This window comes from Pedococcus sp. 5OH_020, from assembly GCF_027812955.1.
GTDB lineage: Bacteria > Actinomycetota > Actinomycetes > Actinomycetales > Dermatophilaceae > Pedococcus.
Genome location: NZ_JAPYZV010000005.1, coordinates 54,971 through 80,991, shown reverse-complemented (window position 1 = coordinate 80,991; position 26,021 = coordinate 54,971). Strand labels below are relative to the sequence as shown.

Sequence of the window (26,021 nt, the reverse complement as noted above, 5' to 3'; positions counted from 1 at the left end):
CGTCTCGAGGGCGGGCTCTCGCGCGGAGGCCCCAGCTCAGGTCGCGGACAGGGTCCCGACCGTCAGTAGGACCACCAGCACGACGCCCAGCGCGATGCGGTACCAGACGAACGCCGTGATCCTGTTGGAGCTCACGAAGCGCAGGAGCCACGCGATGGAGGCGTAGGCCACCACGAAGGACACCACGACGCCCAGGACCATCTGTCCGACACCGAGGAGCTTCAGATGGTCGCTCTCGCTGGCCATCTCGAACAGCCCAGCGGCAGTCAGGGCGGGGATGGCCATGAAGAACGAGAGCCTCGTCGCCGTGACCCGGTCGAGCCCGCGGAACAGGCCCGCGGAGATGGTCGCCCCCGAGCGCGAGACACCCGGCACCAACGACAGGCACTGCACCAGCCCGATGACGACACCGTCGCGCAGGGTCACCTGCCCCTCGCCCCGCTCCTGGCCGCGTCCCGCGAGCATCGCGTGGCGACTCTCCGCCAGCCACATGGCGCCGCTCCAGACGATGAGCGCCGCGGCCACCACCCATAGGCTGCGCAGCGGGCCGCTGATGAGGTCCTTGGCGAGGAAGCCGACGACGCCCACGGGGATGGAGCCGACGATGACGGCCCAGGCCAGCTGGTAGTCGTGGTCGGCCCGCGCCTGCGACCTGGCGAGGCCGCGACCCCACGCCGTGAGCAGCCGGACGATGTCCCGCCAGAAGTACAGCAGGGTCGCCAGGATGGCGCCCAGCTGGATCACCGCCGTGTACGCCGTGACCCCCGGGTCGTCGACCGTGAGCCCGAGGATCTTCTCTGTGATCGTGAGATGCCCGGTGGAGGAGACGGGCAGGAACTCGGTGAGTCCTTCCACGATGCCGAGAACGAGCGCGTCCAGGTAGGTCAGGGTCAACGGAGTGCTTTCCAGGTCGGTGGGCAGCGGTGCGGCGCCGTGGTCAGGCGCCAGTCTCCCCCATGACGTCGGCCATCGTGCGCACGACATGCAGCCGCTGGGCCAGCCCACCGGCGAACGGCGCGACGGACAGCGTGCCGACACCTGCCTCGCGGTACCGGGCGAGCCGGTCCCGGATCCGGTCCCGGGGACCCAGGAGGGCGGTGGCGTCGATGAACTCGAACGGCACGGCCGCGGCCGCGTCCCGGTGCTGCCTCGCCAGGTAGAGGTCCTGCACCTTGGCGGCAGCCTCCTCGAACCCCATGCGCACGGCCAGCTGGTTGTAGAAGTTCTGCTCGCGCGAGCCCATACCCCCGAGGTACAGGGCGGCATACGGTCGGATGGCGTCCGCGGCCGCCTCGACGTCCTCGTCGACCACCACGGGTACCGACGGCGCGATGTCGAAGCCCTGCAACGGTTTCGAGTCCGAGCCCTTGCCCGCGCGACGGCGACCGGCTGCGACGGACTCGACCAGGTGCCCGGAGTGCTCAGGGCTGAAGAAGATGGCGTGCCAGCCGTCGGCGATCTCGCCTGCCAGCTGGAGGTTCTTCGGGCCGACCGCTGCGAGATACAGCGGGATGTGCTCGCGCGGCGGGCGTACGGTCAGCTTGAGGGCCTTGCCGGCGCCGCCGGGCAGGGGCAGGGTGAAATGCTTCCCGGCATACGCCACGCTCTCGCGACGCAGGGCTCGCTGGACGACCTCGACGTACTCCCTGGTGCGCCCGAGCGGCGCGGCGAACGGCACCCCGTGCCATCCTTCGCTGACCTGCGGGCCGCTGACCCCGAGCCCGAGACGGAACCGGCCACCGGAGAGGGTGTCGAGGGTGGCCGCCGTCATGGCGGTCATGGCCGGAGTCCGCCCCGGGATCTGCATCACGGCGGCCCCGAGGTCGATGCGCTCGGTCAGTGCGCCGACCCACGCGAGCACTGTCGGCACGTCGGAGCCGTACGCCTCTGCGGCCCACGCCACTGAGTAGCCGAGCCGGTCCGCCTCCTGTGCCACGGCCACGTTGTCCTGGTCGACACCCATGCCGAAGTACCCGAGGTTCACGCCGAGATCCATGACACCGGAGGGTAGCGGCGCGGTCGTGCGGTAGGCAGGCCGCCGTCGGACTACGGTACGGAGCCATGCGTCACAGACGAATGGGAAGCTCCGGCCTGTCGGTGTCGCGCCTGGCCCTCGGCACGATGACCTGGGGACGCACCACCGACGAGCAGGAGGCGCGCGACCAGCTGCGGACCTTCCTCGACGCGGGCGGCACCCTGGTCGACACCGCACACGGCTACGCGGACGGCACCTCCGAGGAGACCATCGGCCGCCTGCTGGAGGACTCGGTCGCCCGCGAGGACGTCGTCCTGTGCACCAAGTCGGGCATCTCCCGGCGCTCCGGCCATCGCGTCGTCGACACCTCGCGGCACAGCCTGCTGAGCCAGCTGGACACCTCGCTGGAGCGCCTGCGGACGGACCACGTCGACCTGTGGCTCGTCCACACCTGGTCGGACGAGGCCCCGCTCACCGAGACGCTGTCGGCTCTGGAGTGGGCGGTGAGCACCGGACGGGCCCGGTACGTGGGCGTGTCGAACTTCAGCGGCTGGCAGACGGCCCGGGCCCTCTCGCTGCTCGAGCAGGCCCGGATCCCGTTGGTGGCCAACGAGATCGAGTACTCCCTGGTGAACCGGTCGGCCGAGCCGGACCTCGTCCCGGCAGCGCAGTCGCTCGGGTTCGGGCTGATGGCCTGGTCGCCGCTGGGTCGGGGCGTGCTGACCGGGAAGTACCGGCACGGCGTGCCTGCCGACTCCCGGGCCGCGTCACGCGACTTCCCGCGCTTCACGGCGCGATACCTCGACGAGCGCACGGCCGGGATCGTCGAAGGGCTGGCCATCGCCGCCAAGGGCCTGGGGGTCAGCCCGGCGGAGGTGGCTCTCGCCTGGGTCCGAGACCGTCCCGGAGTGGTGAGCCCGGTGGTGGGGGCGCGCACGACAGCGCAGCTGCGTACCTCGCTGGCGAGCGAGACCCTGGAGCTGCCGCAGGAGCTCGTCGCCGCCCTCGACGAGGTGTCTGCCTGACCGACCCCTCAGGGCCGGTCGTCGTCGTCCACGTCGTCGTCGTACTCCTCGTCGTCCAGACCCGAGTAGACGCCGGCGTCCCCGTCCTCGTCCGAGTGGTCGTCCAGCTCCTCGTCCTCGTCCTCGTCTTCGTCCTCGCCGTCGTAGATGTCGAGCGGGGTCATCTCCCCGTACGCCTGCAGGAGCGCTTCGTCGTACGTCGCGAACGCGTCGGCCAGGTCGTCGTAGGCCGCGATGACGGTGGGGTCCTCCTCGCCTCGCTTGGAGGCCGATGCCTCGAGGTGTCTCTCGAATGCGGTGAAGAGGTTGGCCAGCGCGCCACGCGGGTCTGCGGTCATGTGCCGACCGTAGCGGGTTCTGGGGGAAAATGGCGCGTGATGGTTGAGTACGAGTACCGCGTGCTGAGCTTCACGCGAGACGATTCCAAGTCCGACATCCGCCGGACCCTGACTGACCATGCCGAGTACGGGCACTGGGAGCTGCACCGTACGCGCGTGTATCTGGGTGGCGTCCAGCGGACCTGGTTGCGACGCAGGATCATCCGCGCCCCTCGCGCCTGAGCGGAGGGCAGCTGCCGGGATGCCTCACACCCTGCGTGCAGGCATCCCGGCGGCCGGCTATCGGTCAGGCGCGCCCGGTCAGCAGGCGCGCCTTGCGGGTCAGCACCGTGCCCAGCGCCAGCAGGGTCGCCCCCATCAGGACAAGCGGGGTCGGGGCGGTGCCGGTGAACGCGAGGCCGGTGGGCAGCCCCGCCCGAGCTGCGGCCCCGGGGGCTCCTGCCGGCCCCAGCGCCGCAACGGGGCCGGCGCCGTGGGCACCGGCCGGGAGCTGCCGGCCGGCGAAGGCGCCTCTGGGACACGGCACGACGAGCTTGTCCAAGGGCACGCCGGCCTTCGTCAGCTCGGCGATGAGGTCGTGGTCCAGCACGACGAGGGTTGTCTTGAGCGGCGCTACCTGGCGGGTGACCCGCACGCAGGCTCCGAGAAGGTCCGGCACGACCGCGTCGACCGCGACCACGTCGTCCGGGTTGGCCGGCACCGTGCTCTTCGGGCAGGGCGCGAAGAGCTGCGGGAACTGCTGCACCACGGGCGACGAGAGGTCGTGCCCCAGTGCTGAGAGGGCCACCTCGAAGGCCGGTGAGCCGGCGCCCGTGGGGATCAGGCAGACAGAGGCGGCAGGGGTCTGCGCCTGGACACCTGCCGGACTGGACGACCGGTTCGCGGTCCCACGTGAGGGCGTAGCCCTGCCGCCCGTCGTACCGTCTTTGGACGGCGCCGCGCCGCCGGCTGTCTTTGCTCCGGTCAGTGAGCCGGTGCCCGACCCAGTGGCGTCAGAACCAGGGCTCTCCGAAGCTGTCGTGCCGGAGCCGGCGCCGGGGGGCAGGCTCGGTGCCGTACCCGAGGTCGTCGCCCCGGTCAGGAGCTTCCCACCGCCTTCGGCCAGACCTGGGACCGACGCGCCGCCGCTTCCAGCCGTCAGGGCCTGGCGCACCTGGTCGACCGGCTGCGAGATCGGCGACGGCAGCGGCGCGGGGGTCGCCTGCGCACTGGCTGCGACGCCGAGTCCGGCGACGAGGCCGACTCCGGCGAGCAGGGTGGCGGCCCCCAGTCGCGACGGCAGCGGATGGTGCGGGTGAGTCCTCATCGACGATCCCTCGGTCTTCAGGTCAGCGGTTACTGACGTGTCAACGAGGGCGGCGGCGCGTTGGGTACGGGTGTGGGGCCAGGAATTCTTGGCGGTCTCAGCAGGTCGCGATGAACCGCTGGAGCACGCGGGCTCCGAACTCCAGGGCGTCGACCGGCACGCGCTCGTCGATGCCGTGGAACATGGGCGCGAAGTCGAGGTCGGCGGGGAGCTGGAGCGGGGCGAAACCATAGCCCGTGATGCCCAGGGTGCTCAGCGCCTTGTTGTCGGTCCCACCCGAGAGGCAGTACGGGAGCACCTGCGCGCCTGGGTCCTCCGCGAGCAGGGCGGCCTTCATGGCGTCGACGAGCGGGCCTTCGAACGGAGTGTCGAGAGCGATGTCGCGATGGACGATGTCCACGTGGACGTGCTCGCCGGCCAGCTCGCGGATCGTCGCAAGGAGCTCGTCGTCATGGCCGGGGAGGAAGCGGCAGTCCAGCGACGCACAGGCGGTCTGCGGGATGACGTTGTGCTTGTACCCGGCGTCGGCCATGGTGAAGTTCGCGGTGTCCTGCAGGGTTCCGCGGACGAACCCCTGGGCCCCGCCGAGATGGTCGAGGAGCTCGTCGAGGTCCTCGTCGGAGTACCTGGTGCCGGTCAGCGCGCTCAGGCCGTCGAGCAGCTCGCGCACCGCTGCGACATACTCGCGCGGCCACTTGTGCTCGTTGATGCGTGTGATCGCCTCGGCGAGGCGCACCAGTGCGTTCTCGGGGTTGGGCACCGACCCGTGTCCGGCGCGACCATGTGCGGTGAGCCGCAGCCACAGGATCCCCTTCTCCGCGGTCTGGACGAGGTAGGCGCGGGTGTCCGCACCTCCTGGCGTGGGGACCGTTACGCTGTAGCCACCGACCTCGCTGACGGCCTCGTCCACCCCGGCGAAGAGCTCCGGGTGGTGGTCGACGACATAGTGCGAGCCCTTGACTCCCCCAGCCTCCTCGTCGGCGAAGAAGGCGAAGACGATGTCACGCGGCGGCTTGGCGCCGCGTCGAGCAAGGTCGCGGATGTTCGCCAGGATCATCGCGTCCATGTCCTTCATGTCGACGGCGCCGCGTCCCCAGATGCAGCCGTCCTTCAGCTCACCGCCGAGCGGCTCGACCTGCCAGTCGGCGGCGTTCGCGGGTACCACGTCGAGGTGTCCGTGGATGCACAGTGCTGGACGGTTCCGGTCGGCCCCCTCGACCCGCACGACGACACTGGCCCGTCCGGGGTCGCTCTCGACGATGGTCGGCTCCAGGCCGACCTCGCGCAGCATGCGCACGACATACTCGGCAGCCTCCCGCTCCCCCGGGCCGCTGCCGTCTCCGTAGTTGGTGCTGTCGATCCGGATGAGCTCCTGGCAGATGCGGACGACCTCGTCCACTGGGCCGGTGACCTGGTTCATGGCCTCCAGACTAGGACGACTCCACGGTCCGATGTCGGTTCCGCTCGGTCCGTTGCGGCGCGCCGTGGTCCGGCACCGTGCGGCCGGAGCCGGTTCGGAGATGGGGTGGCCTGCGTGCTATCGTTCCGGGTCGCAGCAGGCGCTCCCCAAGGCGACTGTGAGCACCTGTCCGGGTGGCGGAATGGCAGACGCGCTAGCTTGAGGTGCTAGTGCCCTTTATCGGGCGTGGGGGTTCAAGTCCCCCTCCGGACACGTCCAGGGACACACGTTGATTCCGCGGTGGCCCTGAGCATTGGCAGTTGCGTCCTCGCTGCCCTGCCAGACTCGGTCACGTGACGACGGTCGAGTTTCGCAGGAGGCGGCCGGGCCGACACCGCCTCAGCTCGTCGGCGTCTGCGCGGTCTGTCAGTTCGCCGGCGACCAAGCGGCCAACGGTCGGCGCCAGGGTCACGCCGGCGTGCATCACGGCGACGTAGACGCCGGCAACGGCAGTCGGCCCGATGACGGGTACCTCGTCGCTCGGCATGGGGCGCATCCCGAGGCGGATGCCGGCCGGCTGCAGCTCTTCGCCGTGCTCGAACATCGCCCTGAGCCGCTCCGAGGTCTCTCGAGCGGTCCGCGCGAGGTCCGCCCGACTGGTCTCGCCGCGGTACGGCCGTGCCACCAAGAGCTCTCGGTCCCCGGTCTGGCGCGCCTCCAGGCCCGGGCTGGCCAGAAGGGTGCGGATGATGCCTGGAGGACCGGCGTAGCGCAGCAGCAGCGCCGGCGAAGGCCCGACCGGCAGCACGAGCCCCAGGGGCGCGCACAGACCCGGGGTATCGACTCCGGCGGCCAGCACGACGGTGCCGGCCGCAACGAACCCTGTCGAGGTGTCGACTCCGACGACTCGCCCTTCCTGCACCCGCAAGCCGCGGACGGCGACCCCGAGGGCCACCTGCGCCCCGTGACCCCTCGCGGCCTCCACAAGAGCCTCGGTGACCTCCACCGGATCGACGGCTCCATCGCTGGCAGTGAAGACCGCCCACCGCGGAGGAGTGCGCAGGTTCGGCTCCAACCGAGCAATCTCTGCGGTGTCAACCAGGCGTTGTCCGGGCCCCAGATCTCCGCTGTCCGTCGGCACCGCCTCGGACCAGGTGACCGAACCGGTCCACCGCACCCGAACCCTGGGCAGCTGGGTCTCCAGACGACGGTAGTCCTCCAGCACCGTCCGGTAGATGCCTTCGGTGCTGGGCGGGGCATCACCTGCCGCGCCGATCCAGGCGAAGGAGTCCGCGGTGACGCCCGACCCCGGCAGCGACTTGTCCACCACCCTCACCGACGCCCCGGCCCGGGCGGCGTGGTAGGCGATGGACGCGCCGATGATCCCAGCGCCCACGACGAGCACGTCGCTCACAGGACCGCTCCCCTCCCAAAGCCACACGCCGGTCAAGGGCAAGTGCCAAGTGTCTCCAGACCAGCATGAAGCCGGCTTCGCTGGACAGGCAACGCGGTTTGCCCGACTAGTTGAATCTTCTTAAGACCGGCAACCTTGAGATCGGTCCTACACGCGTGGCTCCCCGCCGACCGGCTGGCGGCCGCGGGGTTTCGTTTGGCTGATGGCCGCCTTAGGGTCGTGAAGCCAGCGAGGCGTGTTTGCGGTCTACGTGGCAAGAAGCGCGGCGTCTTCGTGCACCGCGGTACCGGGGGCGGCCGTCGAGTCCCTCTCGATGAGCTGCCCCTTGAGTCGGTGTTGGCTCGGGCGCCGTCCTCCGCCCTCTATGCGGTCGAGAAGCAGTGTGCAGGCTTTCGACCCGATCTCGTACACCGGCTGGCGCACCACGGAGAGTGGCGGAGATACGACTTCGGCCCACTCGGCGTCGTCGAAGCCCAGTACAGAGACGTCATCGGGGCAGCGTCTTCCCAGTCGGCGCAGGGCTAGCAGCACACCAAGGGTCAGGATGCTGTCGAAGGCGAGCACCGCAGTGGGTGGTTCGCTCAGGTTCATGAGCACCTCGGTGGCGGCTGCGGCGTCGTCTCGGTGGAAGCCGCTCGCGCTGAGGTACTCCGGCCGCAGTTCCAGGCCTGCTTCGACCATCGCGTCGCGGTATCCGGCCGCTCGCGCCGGGGTGGTGACGGAGCTGCCCTGGATGCCTGGCACGTTCCGCTGTGTCGGCGTGGGCAGCACGGGTTCGCGGCCACCGGTGACGATGGCGATCCGAGTGTGACCGTGCTGGATGAGGCATCGGGTGGCGTCGGCAGCCGCCCGGCGGTTGTCCAGCCCGACCATGTCTACGCCCAGTCCCGGGACATGTCTGTCCAACAGCACCATCGGGAGCCCGGAGTCGACGGTGTCGCTCAGGTGTCGGCGGTCACCGCCCTCGGCAGGGCAGACGATGAGGCCGTCAACGCGCCGCTCGAGGAGGGTGGTGAGCGCTTCCCGCTCCAGGCTTGCGTCCTCGTCGGTGTTCGTGAGTACGACGCCGTATCCCCGCGACCGCGCCGTGTCGGTGATTCCCCGCAGCGCTCGGTAGAAGAAGGGGTTCTCAATGTCTGCCAGGACCACGCCGAGGGTGTGCGTCGTTCCGGTGATCATGCTGCGGGCCAAGCCGTTGGGCCGGTATCCCAGGGTTGCTGCGGCGACGAGGACCCGCTGGTGCGTCTTGGGGCTTACGGAGCCGTAACCTCCGAGGGCCCGCGCCGCCGTAGCGGTGGAGACTCCCGCATGCCTGGCCACGTCGGGAATCGTCGCCACCCCCTCGCGGGCGCTTCTACGCATGGTTCCTCCCTGCGGCGGCTGCCGTCACGAGCAGTGTGCAACATGCCCGCAGGCTTGCCGCCGTTGAGCCAGATGAGCGGGGCTGGGAAAGCGGCAGCGCAGTCCTAGCGGAACGGTCTTGACATGTGCCTGCAACTTCTGAGAACGTTACCACACGCGGTAATGAGAACGTTATCGACATCCCGATGTGTACGGAGTGACAATGCCTGACACCCTTCCCCTGAAGCCCATCGACGCGGACACCGTCGACAAGTACCGAGCCGCCATCGATGAGCGCGCAGCCATCGCTGAGACGGTCGCGCCCCTCGTCGAGGCCGGCCTGCGCAACGTGTACTTCGTGGGCGCTGGCGGCTCGATCATCTGTAGCTGGCCCGCCCACTACCTCTTGCAGCAGAAGGCGTCCTTCCCCGCCTTCCAGCTGCAGAGCGACGAGCTCAACAGCAGCACTCCGGCGCTCATGGGTCCCGGCTCTCTGGTGGTCCTCGCCTCCTACACGGGCACCACGAAGGAGACCGTGCAGGCGGCCAAGACGGCCAAGGCGTCTGGCGCGACGGTGATCGCCTCGGCGAAGGCCGGCAGCCCGCTGGCGGACGCAGTGGACAAGGCCTTCGCCGGCAAGAGCGACATCTTCGAGCTGCTGGTTGCCTTCAGCCTGCTGGAGGCCACTGGAGCGGACGTTGATGCCGGCTCGATCTCAGCCGCTCTCCAGGCCCTTCCGGAGGCTGTGCTGAATGCGGTGCAGCAGTCCGAAGGGACGCTGGCCGACATCGCGGAGGCGTTCAAGGACGAGCCCATCACCTACGTGCTGGGCTCGGGTCCGGGGTATGGGTGGGCGTACGGCTTCGCCATGTGCTTCCTGCAGGAGATGCAGTGGAAGCACGCAGCCGCGTTCAACACCGGCGAGTTCTTCCAGGGCGCCTTCGAGATGGTCAACGACGACACCGCCGTGCTGCTGTGGCTGGGCGAGGACGCCACTCGCCCCATGGCAGAGCGTGGCAAGAAGTTCCTCGACACCTACTGCAAGAAGGCTCAGTACGTGGACGTCAAGGACCTCGAGCTGCCCGGAGTCCCGGCTGAGCTGAGGGGTGACTTCACCGGGATCGTCATCGGTGCCCTGGCGAACCGCCTGGCTCAGCACTACGAGTCCGTCCGGGGCCACGACCTCGAGCAGCGGCACTACATGTTCAAGGTCGACTACTGAGCGGTGCTGACAGCGCCGGGGCTCGCACCCGAGCCCCGGCGCTACAGCCGCTGCTGGCCAAAACCTAGAAAGGCACCCCCTTGCTGAACTTCGACGAAGACCGCTTCCTGGGCATCCAGGCCGGCGCGGTCGCCCAAGCCGAAGCCATCCACCGCACCATCGGTGAGCGCCTGGAGGCAGGCGCGTCGAACCTGTTCTTCCTCGGCTCCGGCGGGGCGGGTATCCTCATGTTGCCCGCGGTGCAGCTGCTGCAGGACCGCTCCACCTTCCCTGTGCACCTGCGCCTACCCGCGGAGCTGGTCGAGCTGGGGTCGGTACACCTGGGGCCGCAGTCGATCGTCGTCATCCCCTCCCTGTCGGGGACCACGAAGGAGAGCGTCGAGGCCTTGGCGTACTGCCAGGAGCGCGGAGCGAAGGTCCTGACGCTCACGGGGCACGCCGACACGCCGCTTGCCCAGCGCGCCGACGACAGCTTCGTCAACTTTGCTGAGGACGACACCTCGTGCGAGTCGTTCTACCTGCAGTCCCTGCTCGTGGCGCTCTCCGTGCTGAGCCATCGGGGGGAAACCACCTCTTACGCCGAGACCGTGGAGCAGCTGACCCGGTTGCCCGAACTGCTGCTGGAGGTCAAGCGCGCCTTCGAGCCCCGGGCAGGCCGTGTGGCGGACCATATCGCGGGCTCCGACTTCCACATCATCACCGGTTCAGGCAACACTTGGCCCGAAGCCTGGTACTACGGCATGTGCATCCTCGAGGAGATGCAGTGGATCCGGACTCGGCCGGTGCACGCCTCCGACTTCTTCCACGGCACGCTGGAGCTGGTGGAGGAGGGGGTCAGCGTCATCCTTCTGAAGGGTGAGGACGGCACTCGGTCGCTCATGCAGCGGGTCGAGAAGTTCGTTCCCTCGGTGACGGACTCCATGCTCGTGCTCGACACTGCGGAGCTGGAGCTGCCGGGCGTGACGGGCGAGGTTCGGTCGCTGCTTTCCCCCGTGCTGCTGGCCACGGTCCTCGAGCGGGTCAGCGCGCACCTGGAGGTCAAGCGGGGCCACCCGCTGACCACCCGGCGGTACTATAAGCGCGTTGCGTACTGAGGGCCTGCGATGACCTCCCACCGAACATCAGACCCGCCCGGCGGCCGGCAGGGCGCCGTGCCTCGGCTGCTCGCCGTCGGCGACAACGTCGTCGACGTGTACCCCCAGCAGGGGGTCATGTACCCGGGCGGCAACGCCGTCAATGTCGCCGTGCATGCACAGCGGCTCGGGGCGCAGGCCGCCTATCTCGGCGCCGTGGGCACCGACCGTGCAGGCGAGGTGGTGCTCGGGGCTCTGCGATCGGAAGGGGTCAGCACGGCCCTGACCCGCATCGTAGACGGCCCGAACGCTGCTGCCGTCGTCCATGTTGTCGACGGAAACCGGGTGTTCGCCGACGGAGATGTGGGCGTCTCGGTCTTCGAGCTGAGTGCTGACGACCTGCAGGCGGCGTCTACGTACGACATCGTGCATACCGGTGAGTGCTCGAATATCGAAGAGCAGCTCAGCCAGCTGGCGCGCTCCTCGCACTGCTTGTCCTTCGACTTCTCGGAGCGGCCGTGGGACTACGTGCAGCAGTACGCACCCTCGGCCTCGGTGGCGATCTGGTCCGCTCCGAGCGGCGACCTGGCACACGCCACGCGACAGGCGGAGCGGCTACGCGCCCTGGGACCCCCCACCGCGGTCGTCACCCTCGGAGCAGCCGGTGCGCTGATTCTGCAGGAAACGCTCACGTACCGGCCGGCTCCAGCCGGTGAGATCGTGGACACCCTTGGCGCAGGAGACGCCTTCATCGCCCGGCTCCTGGTGGGTTTGGCCCAGGCCCAGGACATCGGGGCGGTGCTCAGCGCTGCAACGTCGTACGCCACGGCCAACTGCGCCAGCTTCGGCGCATTCGGCTATCCCACCGCCATCAACCCACAGCACCACCCCGTCCTTACCCCTCCCCGCAGATCGGACCCGCAATGAAGCGCACCATCCATAAGAGCGCCCTGCTCGCTGCCACCGCAGCCGCCGTGCTCATCGCCGCGTGTGGTGCCCCGGGCACCAGCGGCACCGCCAAGACGGGGAAGTCCCAGGACCTGGCAAGCCCCGCCACCAAGAGCGGCACGCTGAGCATCATCACCAAGTTCGCCGACCCGAAGTACGCCCCCTTCTTCGTGGACGTAGCCAAGGCATACGAGAGCGCCAACCCCGGCGTGAAGGTGAACCTCCAGCAGGTTGGCGACCAGCCGTACAAGGACAAGATCCGGGTGCTCTCCGCGTCCAAGAGCCTGCCCGACATCTACTTCTCCTGGGCCGGCGACTTCGCCAACAAGTTCATCCGTGGTGGCCTGGCGACCGACCTGACCAGCGTCGTCGGTCCCTCCTCGTCGTGGGGCAAGACCTTCTCACCGGCGGCACTGAAGGCCTTCGAGTACCAGGGGAAGAACTACGGGGTGCCCATCGACCTGGACGCGAAGTACATGGTGTACAACAAGGTCGCGTTCCAGAAGGCCGGGCTCAGCGGGCCGCCGACCAGTCTGGCGGATCTCCTGTCCGACTGCGGCAAGCTCAAGGCTGCGGGTTACACCCCGATCGCGTTCGGCAACCAGTTCGGCTGGCCCGCGATTCACTACCTGACGCAGTTGAACACGTTCGACGTACCTGCCGCCACGCTGGCCAAGGACTACAACCCCTCCACCGGTGAGTTCACCGACCCCGGATACGTCAAGGCGCTGGAGCAGTTCCAGAGCATTGTGAAGGAGTGCAGCAACCCCTCCGCGAACGGGCTTTCGCACGAGGCCGCCCAGGCCACCTTCCTGAACGGCAAGGCGGCGATGCACTACCTGGAGCTGCTGGAGTTCCCGGCCATCACCACCAAGGGCGGCGCGACGAAGGAGGTCGCCAACAACTGGGACTTCTTCCGGCTCCCGGCCGCATCAGACGCGCCTGGGGACAAGAACGCGCTGACCGGTGCGCCCGACGGGTTCATGGTGAACCAGGGGAGCAAGAACGCCGCACTGGCGGTCGACTTCCTCAAGTTCATGACCAACCTGCAGAACGCGCAGAAGATGACCAAGCAGATCGGCTACCCCAGCCCCGTGCAGGGCTCGGCCACGGAGGCGAACTCCGTGCCGCAGCAGCGCAAGGCGCTCGAGGACATGGCCAGCGCCAGCGCGTACGCCATCTGGCTCGACACCGTCACCAACGCTGATGTCGCCAACGCCTTCCTGGCGGGGGCGGAGGGCATCGCCAACGGGTCACAGACCCCGCAGCAGGTGATCCAAGCGGTCCAGAAGGCCGCGGCAAAGGTCAAGAAGCAGAGCTGACCAGCCATCGTCCGCCCGCGCCCGTCGGACCACTCGCGTCGTCCGACGGGCACGGGCAGGGCCCCGCACCAACCCGCCCGAGCAGGAGGTTAGGACCTTCACATGAACAGACAGATTGAGCGCTGGCGCACCTGGGTGTGGGTTCTACCGGCCGTGGTTCTGCTTGTCGTCTTTGTGTACTACCCGATCGTCGACAACATCAGGCTCAGCTTCTTCTCGTGGAGCGCCTTCTCGACGAGCCCCGCATTCGTGGGCCTCGACAACTACACCACCGCCGCGACCGACCCGGTGTTCTGGCACTCACTGTGGAACAACGTCCTCTACGCGGTGATTTCGCTGATATTCCAGGTGGGCCTTGCGCTCGTCCTGGCGGCGGTGCTGGAGGAGGTCGTCCACCAACGTCTGCGGGGCATCCTGCGGACCATCTACTTCATCCCGGCGACGATCTCCATCACCGTCGCCGGCATCCTCTTCTCCTTCGTGTACAACCCGCAGATCGGTCTGCTCAATCGAGCACTTGGCGCGGTGGGGCTGGGATCACTCGCCCAGGACTGGCTCGGCAACCCCCAGACCGCCATCTTCGGTGTCATCGGGATGAGCCAATGGCAGTCCATCGGATACACCGCCGTGCTGTTCGTCGTCGCGATCCAGCGGATCCCACGAGAGCTGTACGAGGCCGCCAAAGTCGATGGCGCTGGACACGTCCGCACCTTCCTGTCGGTCACCATCCCGCTGCTCAGGGAGATGACCACCCTCGTGGTGATCCTGACGATGTCAGGGGCGTTCCTGGTCTTCAACGAGATCATGGTCATGACAGCCGGGGGCCCGTCGAACAGCAGCCAGGTCCTCAACACGTGGCTGTACCACAACGCGTTCCTCACCGACGACATGGGCTACGCGTCCGCCATCGGCACCGTGATCTTCGTGATCACCTTCAGCATCTCTGCCGCCCAGATACTCATCACCCGTCGACGGAGAGTCCAATGGTGACAACCGATCCCACGGCCACCATCCCCAAGGCACGACAGCGCCGAGGCAACGCCATACCGGCGAACCGCGGTCCCGGCCTGCGGCAGGCGATCGGCAAGTGGCTCATCTGGCTGGCGCTGGCCATCCTGGCGGTGCTCGTCATCTACCCCCTGCTCTGGATGGTCTTCAGCAGTTTCAAGGACAACGGCGAAGTCTTCGGCCACCCCTTCGGCCTTCCCGGCCAGCTCAGATGGCACAACTTCGTCGAAGCCGGTAACGCCGGGGTCGTCCGCTACTTCACCAACAGCGTGATCGTCACGGCGGGCTCCATCCTGACGACGACGCTGTTCAGCGCCTGGGCGGCATACGGCCTGGTTCGGCTCAACATCCCGTTCGGCGGGCCGGTCGTGCTGCTCCTGCTCGGTGGTCTCATGCTGGCCCCCACCGTCGCCCTCATTCCGCTGTTCGGGTTGTTGCAGCAGCTGCACATCTACAACACGCTTTGGGCTCTGCTCGTGCTCTACACGGCGTTTCGGATTCCCTTCACGACCTTCCTGATCCGCGCCTACATGATCGACCTGCCGCCTGATGTCGATGAGGCAGCCATCCTCGACGGCGCCTCGCGCAGTCAGATCTTCTGGCAGATCATCCTGCCCATGTGCCGGCCCATACTTGTCTCCGCGGCCCTGCTCCAAGCACTGTTCGCCTGGAACGAGTTCGTCTTCGCCCTGGTCTTCCTCAGCGACAGCAACCTCAAGACCCTGCCGGTCGGACTGATGGACATGCAGAGCCGCCTGCTGACCAACTGGCCCGTCCAGTTCGCCGGACTGACGATGGCTGCGCTGCCCATGCTGGTGCTCTTTCTCATCGGCCAGCGCCAGTTCCTGCGCGGGCTGACCGAGGGCATGGGCAAGTAGCAAGTAGGACGCCAGCGGAAGCCGCTCTTTGCTCGTTAGTCGCGGCGGCTTCTCACACTCTCGAGAGCGAAGGGCCGGTATAGCCCATGGACCTGGTCATCTTCGACTGCGACGGCGTCCTGGTCGACTCTGAGCCGATCGCGGCCCGGGTGGGAGCGGCTGTCCTCACCGGCATGGGGTGGCAGATCAGTGCCGAGGAGGTGGTCCAGCGCTTCCTGGGATGCACGGAGGAGTACTTCCACGCCGAGGTGGAGCGGCAGCTCGGCCGGCGACTCCCCCGCGGCTGGGATGACGAGTTCCAGCACCTCTACGATGCCGCCTACGCCGCGGAGCTCACGCCGGTCGAGGGGATCGTCCCGCTGCTCGAGGAGCTGGCGCGGCGCGGCATACCCACGTGTGTGGCCTCCAACGGCAGTCACGACAAGATGCGGCGCACCCTAGGTGCGACCGGACTCCACGACCGATTCAACGGACGGATCTTCAGCGCGCAGGACGTGGCTTTCGGCAAGCCGGAACCGGATCTGTATCTGCACGCCGCTCGCACCATGGGCGTAGCACCGGGCAGGTGCGTGGTGGTGGAGGACAGCCCCCGCGGCGTCGCCGCGGCCAGGGCGGCGGCCATGGCCTGCATCGGTTATGCCGCCTTGACACCTCCCCAGCGTCTGGCCGGTCCAGGAGTCAGCGTGTGCACGACGATGACGCAGGTGAGGGATGAGCTGCGCGGTCTGCGGGCGAGCCACGAGTGACCCACCACGGCATGCGCCGCTATCTCCAGATCCTCCGGCGCGGTCACGCGGGACGGCCCTTCGCCGCCTCGGTCCTGGCCAGGCTTCCGATCTCCATGGCGCCGTTAGGAATCGTGCTGCTGGTGAGTGAGGTCCAAGGGGCGTACGGCTACGCCGGGGCGGTGGCCGGCGCCTTTGCGGTTGGCACAGCAGTGGGTGGCCCGTGGTGGGCCGCGCGCATCGACCGGACCGGCCAGACACGCGTCATCCTCGCCACGTCCGTGAGTAGTGCCATCATGCTGGTCGGCGTCTCCCTCTCGGCCGTCTCCAACGCTCCGCCGGCGATGCTCATGACCACCGCCGCCGCGGCGGGCGCGACCTTTCCGCCGCTCGGCCCCGGGATGCGGGCCACATGGGCCAGGGCGCTGGACGACCCGGACTTGAGCGGAGCTGCGTTCGCCCTGGATGCCGTTGCCGTCGAAAGCATCTTCGTCGGCGGTCCGCTGCTGCTGTCCGGGCTGTTGATCCTCACCCCGCCCATGGTTCCCCTGCTCGTCACGGCAGCGCTGCTGGGGGCTGGAGGAACGGCATACAGCCTCGCAGAGGCTGTGCGGCACCAACGTCCCCGCACCGTTCTTCCCGCCAACGTCGGCGACGCGCGGCGACCCCTCGTGTGGCGGACCGCCGGCGTGCCCGGAGTACTCGCCGTGACAGCCGCGGTCAGTGTGGGGTTCGGCCACATCGACACGAGCATGGCCGCCATTTCCCGTGAGATCCTGCATGACCCCAGCCGCATCGGGTTGCTGTTCACCGCCATTGCCGGGGGAAGCGTCACGGGCGGCCTGGTCTACGGTGGGCTACGGCCATCCAGCTCAGAGCACCACCGACTGCCGTTCCTCCTCGGGGTGATGGCGGTCGGCCTTGCCCCGCTACCGCTGATCTTCGCGTTCAGCCGTCCAAGGCTCTGGTGGCTGATGTGTCTTCTCTTCGTTGCTGGCCTGTCCATCGCCCCGAGCCTGATCATCTCCCAGAACCTCATAGACCGGCTTACATCGCAGAACCAGGCCAGCGAGGCGCAGGCGTGGCTCTCGACAGCGGGAACGACCGGTGCGGCCGCAGGCACAGCCGTGGCCGGGGTTCTCATTGACCGCCTCGGGCTTCAGTGGTCATTCGCCGCGGCGGCGGCGGCCGTGCTCGTCGGCAGTCTCCTTTGCACGTTGCACCGCGACCGCTGGACCCTTCACCACAGCCATCAAGCAGCTTCAGGAGGTGACTCTTGATAGGCAGCGCTGAACACATCCCCCGGGTCCTCGCAGTCACCTGGAGGGGTCCCGAGACGCAGCCCAGGTGTTCAGAGCGCCCGAGCGCCTTGGAGGGCGTGGCGCTTGAAGTAGTACCCGAGCCGCACGGCGTCGGCCATGCTGTCCTGCTCTACGGGCAGACGCCACCGACGGAAGGCGCGTACTAGGTCGCCAGTCCGACGTACGTGGTCTCGAGGTACTCCTCGATACCGTCCGGTCCTCCCTCGCGGCCGAAGCCTGAGGCCTTGACACCCCCGAAGGGAGCGGCGGCGTTGGAGACGCTGCCCTGGTTCACCCCGACCATGCCGACCTCGAGGGCCTCGCACACGCGGATGACACGGGACACGTCGCGGGTGTAGACGTACGCAGCGAGCCCGTACTCTGTGGCGTTGGCGGCTGCCAGCGCCTCCTCCTCCGTGCGGAAGGTGGTCACAGGTGCCACAGGGCCGAAGATCTCCTCGCCGTGCAGGGCCGCCTCTGGCGGGACGTCGGTCACCACGGTGGGGGCGTAGAAGTAGCCCGAGTCGCCGACAACCTTGCCTCCGCAGACCACCCGTGCTCCGCGTACCACCGCGTCGTCGACCAGCTGGGCGACCTTGGCGAGTGCCGTTGAGTCGATGAGAGGTCCGACCGTGACACCGTCGTCGGAGCCCCGTCCTACGACGAGCTGGGCCATACGTGCGGTCAGGGCCTCGACGAAAGTCCCGACGACGGACTCGTGCACCAGGAAGCGGTTCGCGGCCGTGCACGCTTCCCCCATGTTGCGCATCTTCGCCAGCATGGCGCCCTCGACGGCGGCGTCGAGATCGGCGTCCTCGAAAACGATGAAGGGGGCATTCCCCCCGAGCTCCATAGAGACGCGAAGCAGCTGGCTCGCCGACTGCTCCACCAAGCGCCGCCCGACGGGGGTCGACCCGGTGAAGGTCAGCTTGCGGGTACGCGGGTCGCGGACGAGCGGCTCCATCCCCTCCCTCGTGCGGGTTGTCGTGATGACGTTGAGGACGCCGGCCGGCAGTCCGGCCTCACGCAGGAGGTCTGCGAAAGCGAGCATCGTCAGGGGCGTCTGGCTCGCGGGCTTGACGACCATCGAGCAGCCGGCGGCCAGCGCTGGCCCCACCTTGCGCGTACCCATCGCGAGCGGGAAGTTCCACGGCGTCACCATGAGGGTTGGCCCGACGGGCTTCTTCATGGTGAGCAGCCGGCCCTGGCCGTCGGGCGCAGTCGTCCAGGACCCGCTGATCCGGACCGCCTCCTCCGAGAACCACCGCAGGAACTCGGCGCCGTACCCGACCTCGGCTCGGGACTCGGCCAGCGGCTTTCCCACCTCGAGCGTCATGAGGGTGGCGAAGTCCTGCGCGCGCGAGGTGAGCAGCTCGAACGCTCGCCGGAGCAGCTCGGCACGTTCCCGCGGCGCGGTGTGTGCCCACTCGTCCTGGGCGGCCGAAGCGGCCGCCAGCGCGGCGTCACCGTCGGCAACCGTGGCGTCTGCCACCGAGGCGAAGACCAAGCCGGTGGAGGGGTCCTCCACCTCGATACGTGCGCCGTCCGAGGCCTCGCGCCACGTGCCCGCGATGAAGAGCCCCGTGGGCACAGACGCGACGAGCTCCTGCTCCACGTCGGTGATGGTCATGCGCATGTCCTTGCGGTCAGTCGACTCAGACGCTGGACAGGAAGGCGCCCTCGAGGATGTCCAGTCCCTCGTGGAGCAGGTCGTCGGAGATGTCAAGAGGCGGCAGGAAGCGCAGCACGTTGCCGTGCGTCCCTGCCGTCAGGGTGACCAGCCCCTCCGAGTGGCAGTGCTTGTTGACCGCGGCCGCAAGCGCTGCATCCGGCGTCCGGTCGCCCCCGGCCGTCACGAGCTCGACGGCCAGCATCGCACCGCGTCCGCGAACGTCCCCGATGACGCTGAACTTCTCGGCCAGGGTTCGCAGCCGGGGTGTCATCAGCGCCTCGATCTCACGGGCCCGGCCGCGGAGGTTCTCGACCTCCATGGTCTCGATCGCCCCGAGGGCGGCGGCGCAGGCAACCGGGTTGCCGCCGTACGTCCCGCCGAGGCCGCCCGCGTGGACAGCGTCCATGACGTCGGCCCGTCCCGTCACGGCCGCGAGCGGGAGGCCACCGGCGATCCCCTTCGCCGTAGTGATGAGGTCCGGCACGACGCTCTCGTGGTCACAGGCGAACCACTCGCCGGTGCGGCAGAACCCCGTCTGGATCTCGTCGGCGACCAAGAGGATCCCGTGCTGCCGGCACCAGTCAGCCACGCGCGGTAGCCAGCCGGGCGGGGGAACGATGAAGCCACCCTCGCCCTGGATGGGCTCGATGATGACGGCGGCGACGTTCTGCTCGCCCACCTGGGCGTGGACCTGGGCGGCGAGCGCCTCGAACGCCTCCTGGGCCACCCGTTCCGGGTCGCCCGGCCAGCGGTACGGGTAGGCCATCGGCATCCGGTACACCTCGGACACGAACGGTCCGAAGCCCTGCTTGTAGGGCATGTTCTTGGCGGTCAGCGCCATCGTGAGGTTCGTCCGGCCGTGGTAGGCGTGGTCGAAGGCGACGAGAGCCGACCGGCCGGTGAAGGCGCGCGCGATCTTGACGGCGTTCTCGACGGCCTCAGATCCTGAGTTGAAAAGCGCGGAGCGCTTCTCATGCGTGCCGGGGGTCAGCTCAGCCAGCTTCTCGCACACTGCGACGTACTCCTCGTACGGCGTGACCATGAAGCAGGTGTGGGTGAAGTCCGCGACCTGCTGTCGGACCCCCTCCACGACGCGGGGGGCCGAGTTGCCCACGGTCGTGACCGCGATCCCAGACCCGAAGTCGATGAGGTGGTTTCCGTCGACGTCGACAAGGACGCCCCCGCCGGCACGTTCGATGTAGACCGGGAGCGCAGTGCCGACACCGGCCGAGACGCTGGCCAGCTTGCGGGCCTGCAGAGCCCTTGAGCGCGGGCCGGGGATCTGGGTGAGAAGCCGACGGCGCTGGTCGACTGCGGTGGTGGTCAAGAGTTTCTCCTGAGGCCGGCGGGACGGGCTGCGGGCGGACGGGCTGCGGCCTGGCCGAGTGCACCCAGCCTGATCCAGCCATGTCATGCTGTCCAATACTTGTGTTGAACCGATGTCATGCCTTGGGGGCATATCGATGGAACTGCGAACCCTGCGGTACCTCCTCGCGGTGGCCGATGCCGGCTCGGTCACCGCAGCGGCCCGCGACGTCCACGTGACGCAGCCCTCCCTCTCGCGCCAGCTCCGGCAGCTGGAGCGCGACCTGAGGCTTGAGCTCTTCGTGCGTGAGGACGGGCGGCTGCGGCTCAGTGCGGCGGGACGTGAGTTCCTTCCCGTGGCCCGCGGCGTTGTGGCGGAGGCGGACGCGGCGGTCGAGACCGCAGCGGCCATCGCCGCCGGGCGGATGCTCCGCCTCACGATCGCGGCTCCAGGGACGACGCTGACCGACGTCGTGGCACCCTTCCTCGCGACTCTCGAGCGCGACGACCCGATGCCGACCGTCTGGCAGGAAGTGCCCGCGTCGGTCTACGGCACGCTCGGGCGGGGCGCCGACCTCGCGATCGGCACCACCCCGCCACCCGAACCCCTCACGGGCGTCGCGCTCGCCGACCTGCCTGTCTGGGCCTACGTCCCGACGACGCATCCTTGGGCCGACCGGGCCCGCGCCGACGTCAACGAGCTCGTCGGAGAGGCACTGCTCACCCAGAGCCGCGAGTTCCACCCCCGGCGGGCCCTCGACCAGGCGGTGGCCGCGGCAGGCCTCGGCTACCGCACCCTCCATGAGTTCGGAACGGCCGAGGTAGCGCAGGCCGTTGCCGCGTCAGGTCGCGGCGTCGCCGTGGTGTCCGACGACGTCCGGTTCGGGCTGCACCCCGTGGCCGTCGACGGGCCGCACGGTGCTGTGCACATCAGGTTGTACGCCGCGTGGTCGACGGGCCACCACGGCGCAGCGGTCATCGCCGGGCTGGCAGGACGGCTCAGCACCTTCTGCATCACGCGGTACGGAGAGGCGGTCCGGCCTCCCGGGGTCGAGTAGCGTTCTACCCTTGGTCGTGGCTCCCACGGAACACGATGGGAAGGGTCACGAACGATGCTCGGCCCCCGACGTGGACCGTCTGGGCTGCAGGCCTCAGCTCGCCGTTCACCAGGCCGTCTGCGGTGTTCGGGTTACGGTCCCAGCGCGGAAAGCAGCTGGAGGTGACCTGGACGCGGATGCGGTGGCCCTTCTTGAACAGCATGCTGGTGGACCAAAGGTCGACCTCCACCGTGGTGGCTTCGCCGGGAATGGTCTGCACCCGGCTGATTCCGTCCACGACGTTGAACGAGCCACCATCGGGGTGGACGTCACAAAGCCGCACCACCCAGTCAGTCGTCGGGCCGTCGGTTGCCGCCGTCAAGGTGGCGGTGACCCGGCCGGTGACCTCGATATCCTCCGTCAGGGGGTCAGTCGTGAACACCAGCACGTCCGCACGCTCCTCGACGAGGCGCTGGTCCAAGGATCCCGGCTGCGGATGCGGCATGGCACCCCCCACCGTCGGCACCGGGTTCTCCGGGTCATACGTGAACCTGAGGTTTGACGCCGGCAGCTCATCCTCGGAGGCGAGGTCACTGTCGCCGGCCAGGAAGAAGCGCGTGTCGACGGCTCGGCTCAGCGGCCACTCGGGCTCCGAACGCCATTCGTTGGCACCCATGACGTAGATCTTCACCGGCGGCTCATCCTGCGGCGCCTTTCCTTCCACCAGCCACGAGTGAAGCCAGTCGAAGGTGAGGTCGAGGATGGACGTCTCGTAGTCGATGGCGTAGCCGTCGCCCGCGAGCCCGAAGTTGATGTCACCTTGCAGGGACGTCTGACCGAAGTGGTTCCACGGGCCCACGACGAGTTTCGCGGGGGTCCTCTGCACGGCCGCTGAGTAGTTGTCTATCGTCGGCTGGAGGAACAGGTCGTACCAGCCCGCCAGGTGAAGGCTCGGCACCGTCACGTTCTCCTGATGACCAGGAACCTCAGCGGCCGTAACCGACTCCGGAGCCGCCAAGCTGCGCAGGTCATAGCGTGCGATGACCGGGTCGGTGCCGGTCGGCAGCTCCCGGTAGGTCGGTCCGGGGATGCCGTCCGCCTCCGCAGCAAGGCTGGCCACGCGCTTCTTCAGCTCATCCGGATCGTCGGCATACCGCCGCTGGAGAAGGTCGAAACCCATCATGATGGCCCAGCTGCGGGCCAGACCGAGCTCGTGCGCACCGCTGCGAGACGCGATACCGGCGTCGGCCTCTCGGAAGGTCCGCTCGGGTGCGATGGCTTTGAGTGCAGCGGGCTGCTGGCCCGCGGCCTGCCACTGCACGTTTCCCAGGTAGCTCAGCCCCCACATCCCCACTGACCCGCTCGAACCCGGCAGGGTGGCGGCCCACTCGACAGTGTCGGCTCCATCGGTCGCCTCATGGACGAAGGGCACGAACTCGCCCTCTGAGGCGAAACGTCCGCGCACGTCCTGCACCACCGCGACGAAGCCGCGCCGAGCCGCCAGCACCGGATCCAGGAACTCCAGCTCAGGAACGTCGTTCTTGTTGTACGGAGTCCGCGCGACGATCACCGGCCACGGACCGTCCCCGTGGGGCCGGTACACGTCCGCCCTCAGCGTCACGCCGTCCCGCATGCGAACCGGCACGTCGTACTCTATGGTCACGCTTCCCATCGGTGGCCTCTCGCTGCGTCGTGAGAAGGCACGCTACGGCGGCGGCCATCGACGTGCACTGCCGGTGTTTCCAGACTTCCGGGCGTGCGTCGTGAAGTTGCCAACTCCGGTCCCCAGCCGGTCACCTGCCGCAGAGCCACGCCGTACTCAGGCTCGCACTTCAGCGTGACCATCGGTTTGTCGCGCACGTCGGTTGTCGTCGCGAACATCTTGCCGGTGTCATACTCCTACGCACCTCCTACTGCCGAGGGAGCAGTCATGGACGACTACCTGCCAGAGATCTACGTCGAGTTCCAGGAGCGCTTCGCCGACGTGGCGAAGGCACAAGGTGCACTGGCTCGCGTCATCAGGGAACAGACTCCGTTCGACGACCGGACGGATCGACTCGTGAAGCTCGCCCTTGCGGTAGGCGCGCAGTCGCCGGGCGCCGTACGGTCCAATGTGCGGAAGGCGCTCGACCAAGGGGTCACCGTCGAGGAGCTGCGCGCGCCGTGGCCCTGGAGGCGATCACGACCTGCGGCTTTCCGACGGCCGTGGCAGCCCTTCGGTGGGTCGAGGAGGTGATCCGGCCCCAATCAGGTCCCTGACGCAAACCGCCGCCCGGGGGCAGGATCGGTCCCAGGCAGAAGGGAGCGTCTGGCGCCTCTTTACTGGCCGTGGACAAGTCGGGCTTTGACCTCGGCCGTGAACTCCCGGGTGGTGGCGCTGCCTCCGAGGTCAGCCGTGCGAACGCCAGCGGTCAATGCGCCCTCGAAGGCGCTCACCAGGGTCGCCGCAGCCTTCTCCTGCCCAAGGTGCTCGAGCATCATGGCGCCAGCCCACATCTGACCGACGGGATTGGCGATCCCGCGTCCGGCGATATCCGGAGCCGAGCCATGGACCGGCTCGAACATGGAGGGAAAGTCGCGCTCGGGGTTCAGGTTCGCAGACGGCGCGACGCCGATCGACCCTGCCACCGCCGCAAGAAGATCCGAGAGAATGTCTCCGAAGAGGTTCGAAGCCACGACAACGTCCAAGGATGCAGGTTTGAGCACCGCCCGCGCCGCGAGTGCATCGATCAGCACATGTTCGTGAGTCACGCCCGGGTGTTCGGCCAGAACACCGTCCACAACCTCGTCCCAGAACGGCATCGAGTGGATGATCCCGTTGGACTTGGTCGCGGACGTGACTCGTCCCGAGCGACGCTCCGCAAGCCGCGCTGCGAAGCCCGCGACGCGCTCGATGCCGGCGCGGGTGAACAACGCCTGCTGGATCGCCACTTCCTCAGGGCGCCCACGATACGCACGCCCACCGATCTCCGAGTACTCCCCTTCGACATTCTCGCGGACGATGACGGCATCCAGGTCGCCTGCCCCCAGAACTCGCGGCCGGACGCCGGGGAGGCAGCGCACGGGGCGAAGGTTGACGTACTGCATGAACTCACGCCGGATGGGGATCAGCAGACCCCAGAGGGTCACGTGGTCGGGGATGCCGGGCATCCCTACCGCACCGAGGAAGATGCCGTCGCCGTCGGCCAGCTCCTCGATGCCGTTCTTCGGCATCATCTCCCCCACGTCAAGGTAGCGCTGGGAGCCCCAGTCCCGTTCTCTCCACGTGATCGCGAAGTCGTTCACACCGGCGAGTGCGTCGATGCACTCGATCGCGGCCGGCATGACCTCCTGCCCGATGCCATCTCCAGCGATGACGTCGATGGTGTACGTCGTGCTCATGCCTGGTCCCGCCAGTTCACTGGCGAGATCGACAAGAGGAACCGGCTGCCCACCAGAGCGCCGTACTGCACGGTGGTGCCCTTCGGGATCGCGATCAGGCCACCGGCGTTGGCGACCACCTTGCGAACGCCGCCCTCCTCATGCACCAGAAGGCGCGCACGGCCCTCGATCACGTAGATGGTCTCCTCGTACTGGACGGTCCAGGGTTCGCTGTGGCCGTCGGCGTGGAACTCCATGAAGTAGGTCCCGAGCGCATCGAGCCCACAGCCCGCAGTGGCGTGCTCGATCGAGGCCGGCCCGAAGGGCTTGTCGTTGTCTTGGTTGTAGGTGGGCAGGGAGACAGGCGCGGTCATGGGATGCTCCGGGTTAGGTGGGGGTTGCTGCGACCGGCGTCGGCGACTCAGCTGCGCGACGCCAGCTCGGCGAAGAAGTCGAGGCGACGCAGGGCGAGTCCCGGCGCCTCTGGTCTGGCGCGCGACGCCATCAACAGATCATGGTCCAGGGTCACGAGGACGATCTGTTCCTCGTCGCTCTCGGCGAACGCCAGAAGCCCGTCGTTGACGCCGATGGTCCTGTCGACCGGGCCAGCGACTAGTGCACGCCCAACCGCGTACATCGGCGCATCCGTCGGTAGGCCGTTGTTTCCCACCAGCGGTGACATCACGACGTACAGCTGGTTCTCTATGGCGCGCGCCTGACAACCCGTGCGAACCCGGTGAACGCCCCGACGGTTCCACGTCAGTGAAGGGCAGAGGAGGAGGTCGACGCCCTTGCGGACGAGGAAGCGCGCGAGCTCGGGGTACTGGATGTCTGCGCAGATCAACACTCCGGCGGTGAACGGCCCGATCGTGGTGATCAGGAGGTCGTCTCCACCGCGCGCACCCAAGTCATGCTCCTGAGGCGTCAGGTGCGTCTTGTCCTGGGTTTCCACTCGGCCGTCAGGGTGAGCGACAACCGCCGTGTTTCGGAGAGTGCCGTCGGAGGCAACGCGGTTGTGGCTTCCGCCCACAAGCACCACACCATACTGTTCGGCCAGCTCCGAGAGCCTCGTGGTGATGGCCTCCATGTGCTGTGGCAGCACCCGCCAGTAGTCCGACGTGATGGTCCGCGTCGTCACCTCGTGGTCCTCGATGGCGCCGAGGAGGCCGGTACTCGCCAGCTCCGGAAAGAGCACCAGCTCTGCACCTCGCTCGACACTGGCCTGAACGAGCGACTCCAGGTGGGCGAGAAACCCCGCCACGGACTTCTCGGGTCGAAGCCCGAGCTGGACCGAGGCGACTGTCAACGACGACATCTTGTTTCCTTTCGGCGGACTAGCGGTGTTGACGCTAGCCGCGGAGAGGCCGGCGGC

Annotated in this window: 25 protein-coding genes and 1 tRNA gene; 13 read left to right on the top strand and 13 right to left on the bottom strand. The window is 68.3% G+C overall.

The window, feature by feature from the left end; all coding sequences use genetic code 11:
* Positions 1-36: 36 nt before the first annotated feature.
* The gene (locus PHA84_RS10225) at positions 37-894 is read right to left on the bottom strand and encodes an undecaprenyl-diphosphate phosphatase (protein WP_270888001.1); all 858 of its coding nucleotides are present in this window, start codon (positions 892-894) and stop codon (positions 37-39) included.
* Between the two features lie 43 nt (positions 895-937).
* Positions 938-1,996, bottom strand: coding sequence for an LLM class F420-dependent oxidoreductase (locus tag PHA84_RS10220; RefSeq protein WP_270888000.1), 1,059 nt, complete (start codon positions 1,994-1,996; stop codon positions 938-940).
* A gap of 65 nt (positions 1,997-2,061) precedes the next feature.
* Here PHA84_RS10220 and PHA84_RS10215 point away from each other — a divergent pair, with 65 nt between their 5' ends.
* The gene (locus PHA84_RS10215; RefSeq protein ID WP_270887999.1) at positions 2,062-3,000 is read left to right on the top strand and encodes an aldo/keto reductase; all 939 of its coding nucleotides are present in this window, start codon (positions 2,062-2,064) and stop codon (positions 2,998-3,000) included.
* 8 nt (positions 3,001-3,008) lie between these two features.
* Here the strand turns inward: PHA84_RS10215 and PHA84_RS10210 are convergent, their stop codons facing one another.
* Positions 3,009-3,338 carry a hypothetical protein gene (locus tag PHA84_RS10210; RefSeq protein ID WP_270887998.1) on the bottom strand — a complete coding sequence of 110 codons (330 nt, stop codon included), beginning with the start codon at positions 3,336-3,338 and terminating at the stop codon, positions 3,009-3,011.
* 39 nt (positions 3,339-3,377) lie between these two features.
* Here PHA84_RS10210 and PHA84_RS10205 point away from each other — a divergent pair, with 39 nt between their 5' ends.
* On the top strand, positions 3,378-3,560 hold the full coding sequence (locus tag PHA84_RS10205) for a DUF5703 family protein (RefSeq protein ID WP_270887997.1): 183 nt from the start codon (positions 3,378-3,380) through the stop codon (positions 3,558-3,560).
* A gap of 64 nt (positions 3,561-3,624) precedes the next feature.
* On the opposite strand, the gene PHA84_RS10200 is transcribed toward PHA84_RS10205, so the two are convergent.
* Together PHA84_RS10200 and PHA84_RS10195 are read right to left on the bottom strand one after the other, a co-directional pair.
* A complete protein-coding gene (locus PHA84_RS10200; RefSeq protein WP_270887996.1) occupies positions 3,625-4,644 on the bottom strand; it encodes a hypothetical protein in 1,020 nt (339 codons plus the stop codon).
* Positions 4,645-4,741: 97 nt separating this feature from the next.
* Entirely contained in the window at positions 4,742-6,064 is a 1,323-nt protein-coding gene (locus tag PHA84_RS10195; protein ID WP_270887995.1) for a M20/M25/M40 family metallo-hydrolase, read from the bottom strand.
* A gap of 167 nt (positions 6,065-6,231) precedes the next feature.
* On the opposite strand from PHA84_RS10195, the gene PHA84_RS10190 reads away from it, so the two are divergent.
* Positions 6,232-6,316: transfer RNA gene (locus tag PHA84_RS10190), tRNA-Leu, on the top strand.
* 76 nt (positions 6,317-6,392) lie between these two features.
* On the opposite strand, the gene PHA84_RS10185 is transcribed toward PHA84_RS10190, so the two are convergent.
* Together PHA84_RS10185 and PHA84_RS10180 are read right to left on the bottom strand one after the other, a co-directional pair.
* A complete protein-coding gene (locus tag PHA84_RS10185) occupies positions 6,393-7,457 on the bottom strand; it encodes an NAD(P)/FAD-dependent oxidoreductase (RefSeq protein WP_270887994.1) in 1,065 nt (354 codons plus the stop codon).
* A 246-nt stretch (positions 7,458-7,703) separates the two neighbouring features.
* Positions 7,704-8,819 (bottom strand): LacI family DNA-binding transcriptional regulator, encoded by a 1,116-nt coding sequence (locus PHA84_RS10180; protein WP_270887993.1) that lies wholly within the window; start codon positions 8,817-8,819, stop codon positions 7,704-7,706.
* A gap of 202 nt (positions 8,820-9,021) precedes the next feature.
* On the opposite strand from PHA84_RS10180, the gene PHA84_RS10175 reads away from it, so the two are divergent.
* The 8 genes from PHA84_RS10175 to PHA84_RS10140 all read left to right on the top strand — a co-directional run bounded on the left by PHA84_RS10175 (position 9,022) and on the right by PHA84_RS10140 (position 17,254).
* Positions 9,022-10,020, top strand: coding sequence for an SIS domain-containing protein (locus tag PHA84_RS10175; protein WP_270887992.1), 999 nt, complete (start codon positions 9,022-9,024; stop codon positions 10,018-10,020).
* 80 nt (positions 10,021-10,100) lie between these two features.
* Positions 10,101-11,114 (top strand): SIS domain-containing protein, encoded by a 1,014-nt coding sequence (locus PHA84_RS10170; RefSeq protein WP_270887991.1) that lies wholly within the window; start codon positions 10,101-10,103, stop codon positions 11,112-11,114.
* Between the two features lie 9 nt (positions 11,115-11,123).
* Positions 11,124-12,020 (top strand): PfkB family carbohydrate kinase, encoded by an 897-nt coding sequence (locus tag PHA84_RS10165; RefSeq protein WP_270887990.1) that lies wholly within the window; start codon positions 11,124-11,126, stop codon positions 12,018-12,020.
* Complete coding sequence (locus PHA84_RS10160) at positions 12,017-13,363, top strand: ABC transporter substrate-binding protein (RefSeq protein ID WP_270887989.1); 1,347 nt, start codon at positions 12,017-12,019, stop codon at positions 13,361-13,363. Before PHA84_RS10165 ends, PHA84_RS10160 begins: the two co-directional genes overlap by 4 nt.
* 102 nt (positions 13,364-13,465) lie before the next feature.
* On the top strand, positions 13,466-14,353 hold the full coding sequence (locus PHA84_RS10155; RefSeq protein WP_270887988.1) for a carbohydrate ABC transporter permease: 888 nt from the start codon (positions 13,466-13,468) through the stop codon (positions 14,351-14,353).
* A complete protein-coding gene (locus tag PHA84_RS10150; RefSeq protein ID WP_270887987.1) occupies positions 14,350-15,249 on the top strand; it encodes a carbohydrate ABC transporter permease in 900 nt (299 codons plus the stop codon). Before PHA84_RS10155 ends, PHA84_RS10150 begins: the two co-directional genes overlap by 4 nt.
* A gap of 86 nt (positions 15,250-15,335) precedes the next feature.
* Positions 15,336-15,995 carry an HAD family hydrolase gene (locus PHA84_RS10145; RefSeq protein WP_270887986.1) on the top strand — a complete coding sequence of 220 codons (660 nt, stop codon included), beginning with the start codon at positions 15,336-15,338 and terminating at the stop codon, positions 15,993-15,995.
* A gap of 11 nt (positions 15,996-16,006) precedes the next feature.
* Positions 16,007-17,254: an MFS transporter gene (locus PHA84_RS10140; RefSeq protein WP_270887985.1), complete on the top strand. Its 1,248-nt coding sequence runs from the start codon at positions 16,007-16,009 to the stop codon at positions 17,252-17,254.
* Between the two features lie 184 nt (positions 17,255-17,438).
* On the opposite strand, the gene PHA84_RS10135 is transcribed toward PHA84_RS10140, so the two are convergent.
* Together PHA84_RS10135 and gabT are read right to left on the bottom strand one after the other, a co-directional pair.
* The gene (locus PHA84_RS10135) at positions 17,439-18,911 is read right to left on the bottom strand and encodes an NAD-dependent succinate-semialdehyde dehydrogenase (protein ID WP_442952868.1); all 1,473 of its coding nucleotides are present in this window, start codon (positions 18,909-18,911) and stop codon (positions 17,439-17,441) included.
* Between the two features lie 19 nt (positions 18,912-18,930).
* The gene (gene gabT, locus PHA84_RS10130) at positions 18,931-20,274 is read right to left on the bottom strand and encodes a 4-aminobutyrate--2-oxoglutarate transaminase (RefSeq protein WP_270887983.1); all 1,344 of its coding nucleotides are present in this window, start codon (positions 20,272-20,274) and stop codon (positions 18,931-18,933) included.
* Positions 20,275-20,410: 136 nt separating this feature from the next.
* Here gabT and PHA84_RS10125 point away from each other — a divergent pair, with 136 nt between their 5' ends.
* Positions 20,411-21,310 carry a LysR family transcriptional regulator gene (locus tag PHA84_RS10125; protein WP_270887982.1) on the top strand — a complete coding sequence of 300 codons (900 nt, stop codon included), beginning with the start codon at positions 20,411-20,413 and terminating at the stop codon, positions 21,308-21,310.
* A gap of 4 nt (positions 21,311-21,314) precedes the next feature.
* Here the strand turns inward: PHA84_RS10125 and PHA84_RS10120 are convergent, their stop codons facing one another.
* Positions 21,315-22,961, bottom strand: coding sequence for a CocE/NonD family hydrolase (locus PHA84_RS10120; RefSeq protein ID WP_270887981.1), 1,647 nt, complete (start codon positions 22,959-22,961; stop codon positions 21,315-21,317).
* 258 nt (positions 22,962-23,219) lie between these two features.
* Between PHA84_RS10120 and PHA84_RS10115 the strand changes: the two genes are divergently transcribed.
* Positions 23,220-23,525 carry a carboxymuconolactone decarboxylase family protein gene (locus PHA84_RS10115; RefSeq protein WP_270887980.1) on the top strand — a complete coding sequence of 102 codons (306 nt, stop codon included), beginning with the start codon at positions 23,220-23,222 and terminating at the stop codon, positions 23,523-23,525.
* Between the two features lie 83 nt (positions 23,526-23,608).
* On the opposite strand, the gene PHA84_RS10110 is transcribed toward PHA84_RS10115, so the two are convergent.
* Genes PHA84_RS10110 through PHA84_RS10100 form a run of 3 tightly spaced genes read right to left on the bottom strand, consistent with a single transcriptional unit; the run spans position 23,609 to position 25,964 of the window.
* Complete coding sequence (locus tag PHA84_RS10110) at positions 23,609-24,670, bottom strand: tartrate dehydrogenase (protein WP_270887979.1); 1,062 nt, start codon at positions 24,668-24,670, stop codon at positions 23,609-23,611.
* Positions 24,667-25,023, bottom strand: coding sequence for a hypothetical protein (locus tag PHA84_RS10105; RefSeq protein WP_270887978.1), 357 nt, complete (start codon positions 25,021-25,023; stop codon positions 24,667-24,669). The genes PHA84_RS10110 and PHA84_RS10105 overlap by 4 nt, the downstream gene beginning before the upstream one ends.
* A gap of 47 nt (positions 25,024-25,070) precedes the next feature.
* The gene (locus PHA84_RS10100) at positions 25,071-25,964 is read right to left on the bottom strand and encodes a nitrilase-related carbon-nitrogen hydrolase (RefSeq protein WP_270887977.1); all 894 of its coding nucleotides are present in this window, start codon (positions 25,962-25,964) and stop codon (positions 25,071-25,073) included.
* Positions 25,965-26,021: the final 57 nt, after the last annotated feature.

Excerpts from the sequence above, each read along its gene's own strand:
- PHA84_RS10155 (WP_270887988.1), top strand. The coding sequence starts at position 13,466 with ATGAACAGACAGATTGAGCGCTGGCGCACCTGGGTGTGGGTTCTACCG.
- PHA84_RS10125 (WP_270887982.1), top strand. The coding sequence starts at position 20,411 with ATGGAACTGCGAACCCTGCGGTACCTCCTCGCGGTGGCCGATGCCGGC.
- PHA84_RS10160 (WP_270887989.1), top strand. The coding sequence starts at position 12,017 with ATGAAGCGCACCATCCATAAGAGCGCCCTGCTCGCTGCCACCGCAGCC.
- PHA84_RS10175 (WP_270887992.1), top strand. The coding sequence starts at position 9,022 with ATGCCTGACACCCTTCCCCTGAAGCCCATCGACGCGGACACCGTCGAC.
- PHA84_RS10205 (WP_270887997.1), top strand. The coding sequence starts at position 3,378 with ATGGTTGAGTACGAGTACCGCGTGCTGAGCTTCACGCGAGACGATTCC.
- PHA84_RS10145 (WP_270887986.1), top strand. The coding sequence starts at position 15,336 with ATGGACCTGGTCATCTTCGACTGCGACGGCGTCCTGGTCGACTCTGAG.
- PHA84_RS10120 (WP_270887981.1), bottom strand. The coding sequence starts at position 22,961 with ATGGGAAGCGTGACCATAGAGTACGACGTGCCGGTTCGCATGCGGGAC.
- PHA84_RS10105 (WP_270887978.1), bottom strand. The coding sequence starts at position 25,023 with ATGACCGCGCCTGTCTCCCTGCCCACCTACAACCAAGACAACGACAAG.
- PHA84_RS10140 (WP_270887985.1), top strand. The coding sequence starts at position 16,007 with ATGCGCCGCTATCTCCAGATCCTCCGGCGCGGTCACGCGGGACGGCCC.
- PHA84_RS10135 (WP_442952868.1), bottom strand. The coding sequence starts at position 18,911 with ATGCGCATGACCATCACCGACGTGGAGCAGGAGCTCGTCGCGTCTGTG.
- PHA84_RS10165 (WP_270887990.1), top strand. The coding sequence starts at position 11,124 with ATGACCTCCCACCGAACATCAGACCCGCCCGGCGGCCGGCAGGGCGCC.
- PHA84_RS10220 (WP_270888000.1), bottom strand. The coding sequence starts at position 1,996 with ATGGATCTCGGCGTGAACCTCGGGTACTTCGGCATGGGTGTCGACCAG.
- PHA84_RS10215 (WP_270887999.1), top strand. The coding sequence starts at position 2,062 with ATGCGTCACAGACGAATGGGAAGCTCCGGCCTGTCGGTGTCGCGCCTG.
- PHA84_RS10180 (WP_270887993.1), bottom strand. The coding sequence starts at position 8,819 with ATGCGTAGAAGCGCCCGCGAGGGGGTGGCGACGATTCCCGACGTGGCC.
- PHA84_RS10100 (WP_270887977.1), bottom strand. The coding sequence starts at position 25,964 with ATGTCGTCGTTGACAGTCGCCTCGGTCCAGCTCGGGCTTCGACCCGAG.
- PHA84_RS10195 (WP_270887995.1), bottom strand. The coding sequence starts at position 6,064 with ATGAACCAGGTCACCGGCCCAGTGGACGAGGTCGTCCGCATCTGCCAG.
- PHA84_RS10110 (WP_270887979.1), bottom strand. The coding sequence starts at position 24,670 with ATGAGCACGACGTACACCATCGACGTCATCGCTGGAGATGGCATCGGG.
- PHA84_RS10115 (WP_270887980.1), top strand. The coding sequence starts at position 23,220 with ATGGACGACTACCTGCCAGAGATCTACGTCGAGTTCCAGGAGCGCTTC.
- PHA84_RS10210 (WP_270887998.1), bottom strand. The coding sequence starts at position 3,338 with ATGACCGCAGACCCGCGTGGCGCGCTGGCCAACCTCTTCACCGCATTC.
- PHA84_RS10200 (WP_270887996.1), bottom strand. The coding sequence starts at position 4,644 with ATGAGGACTCACCCGCACCATCCGCTGCCGTCGCGACTGGGGGCCGCC.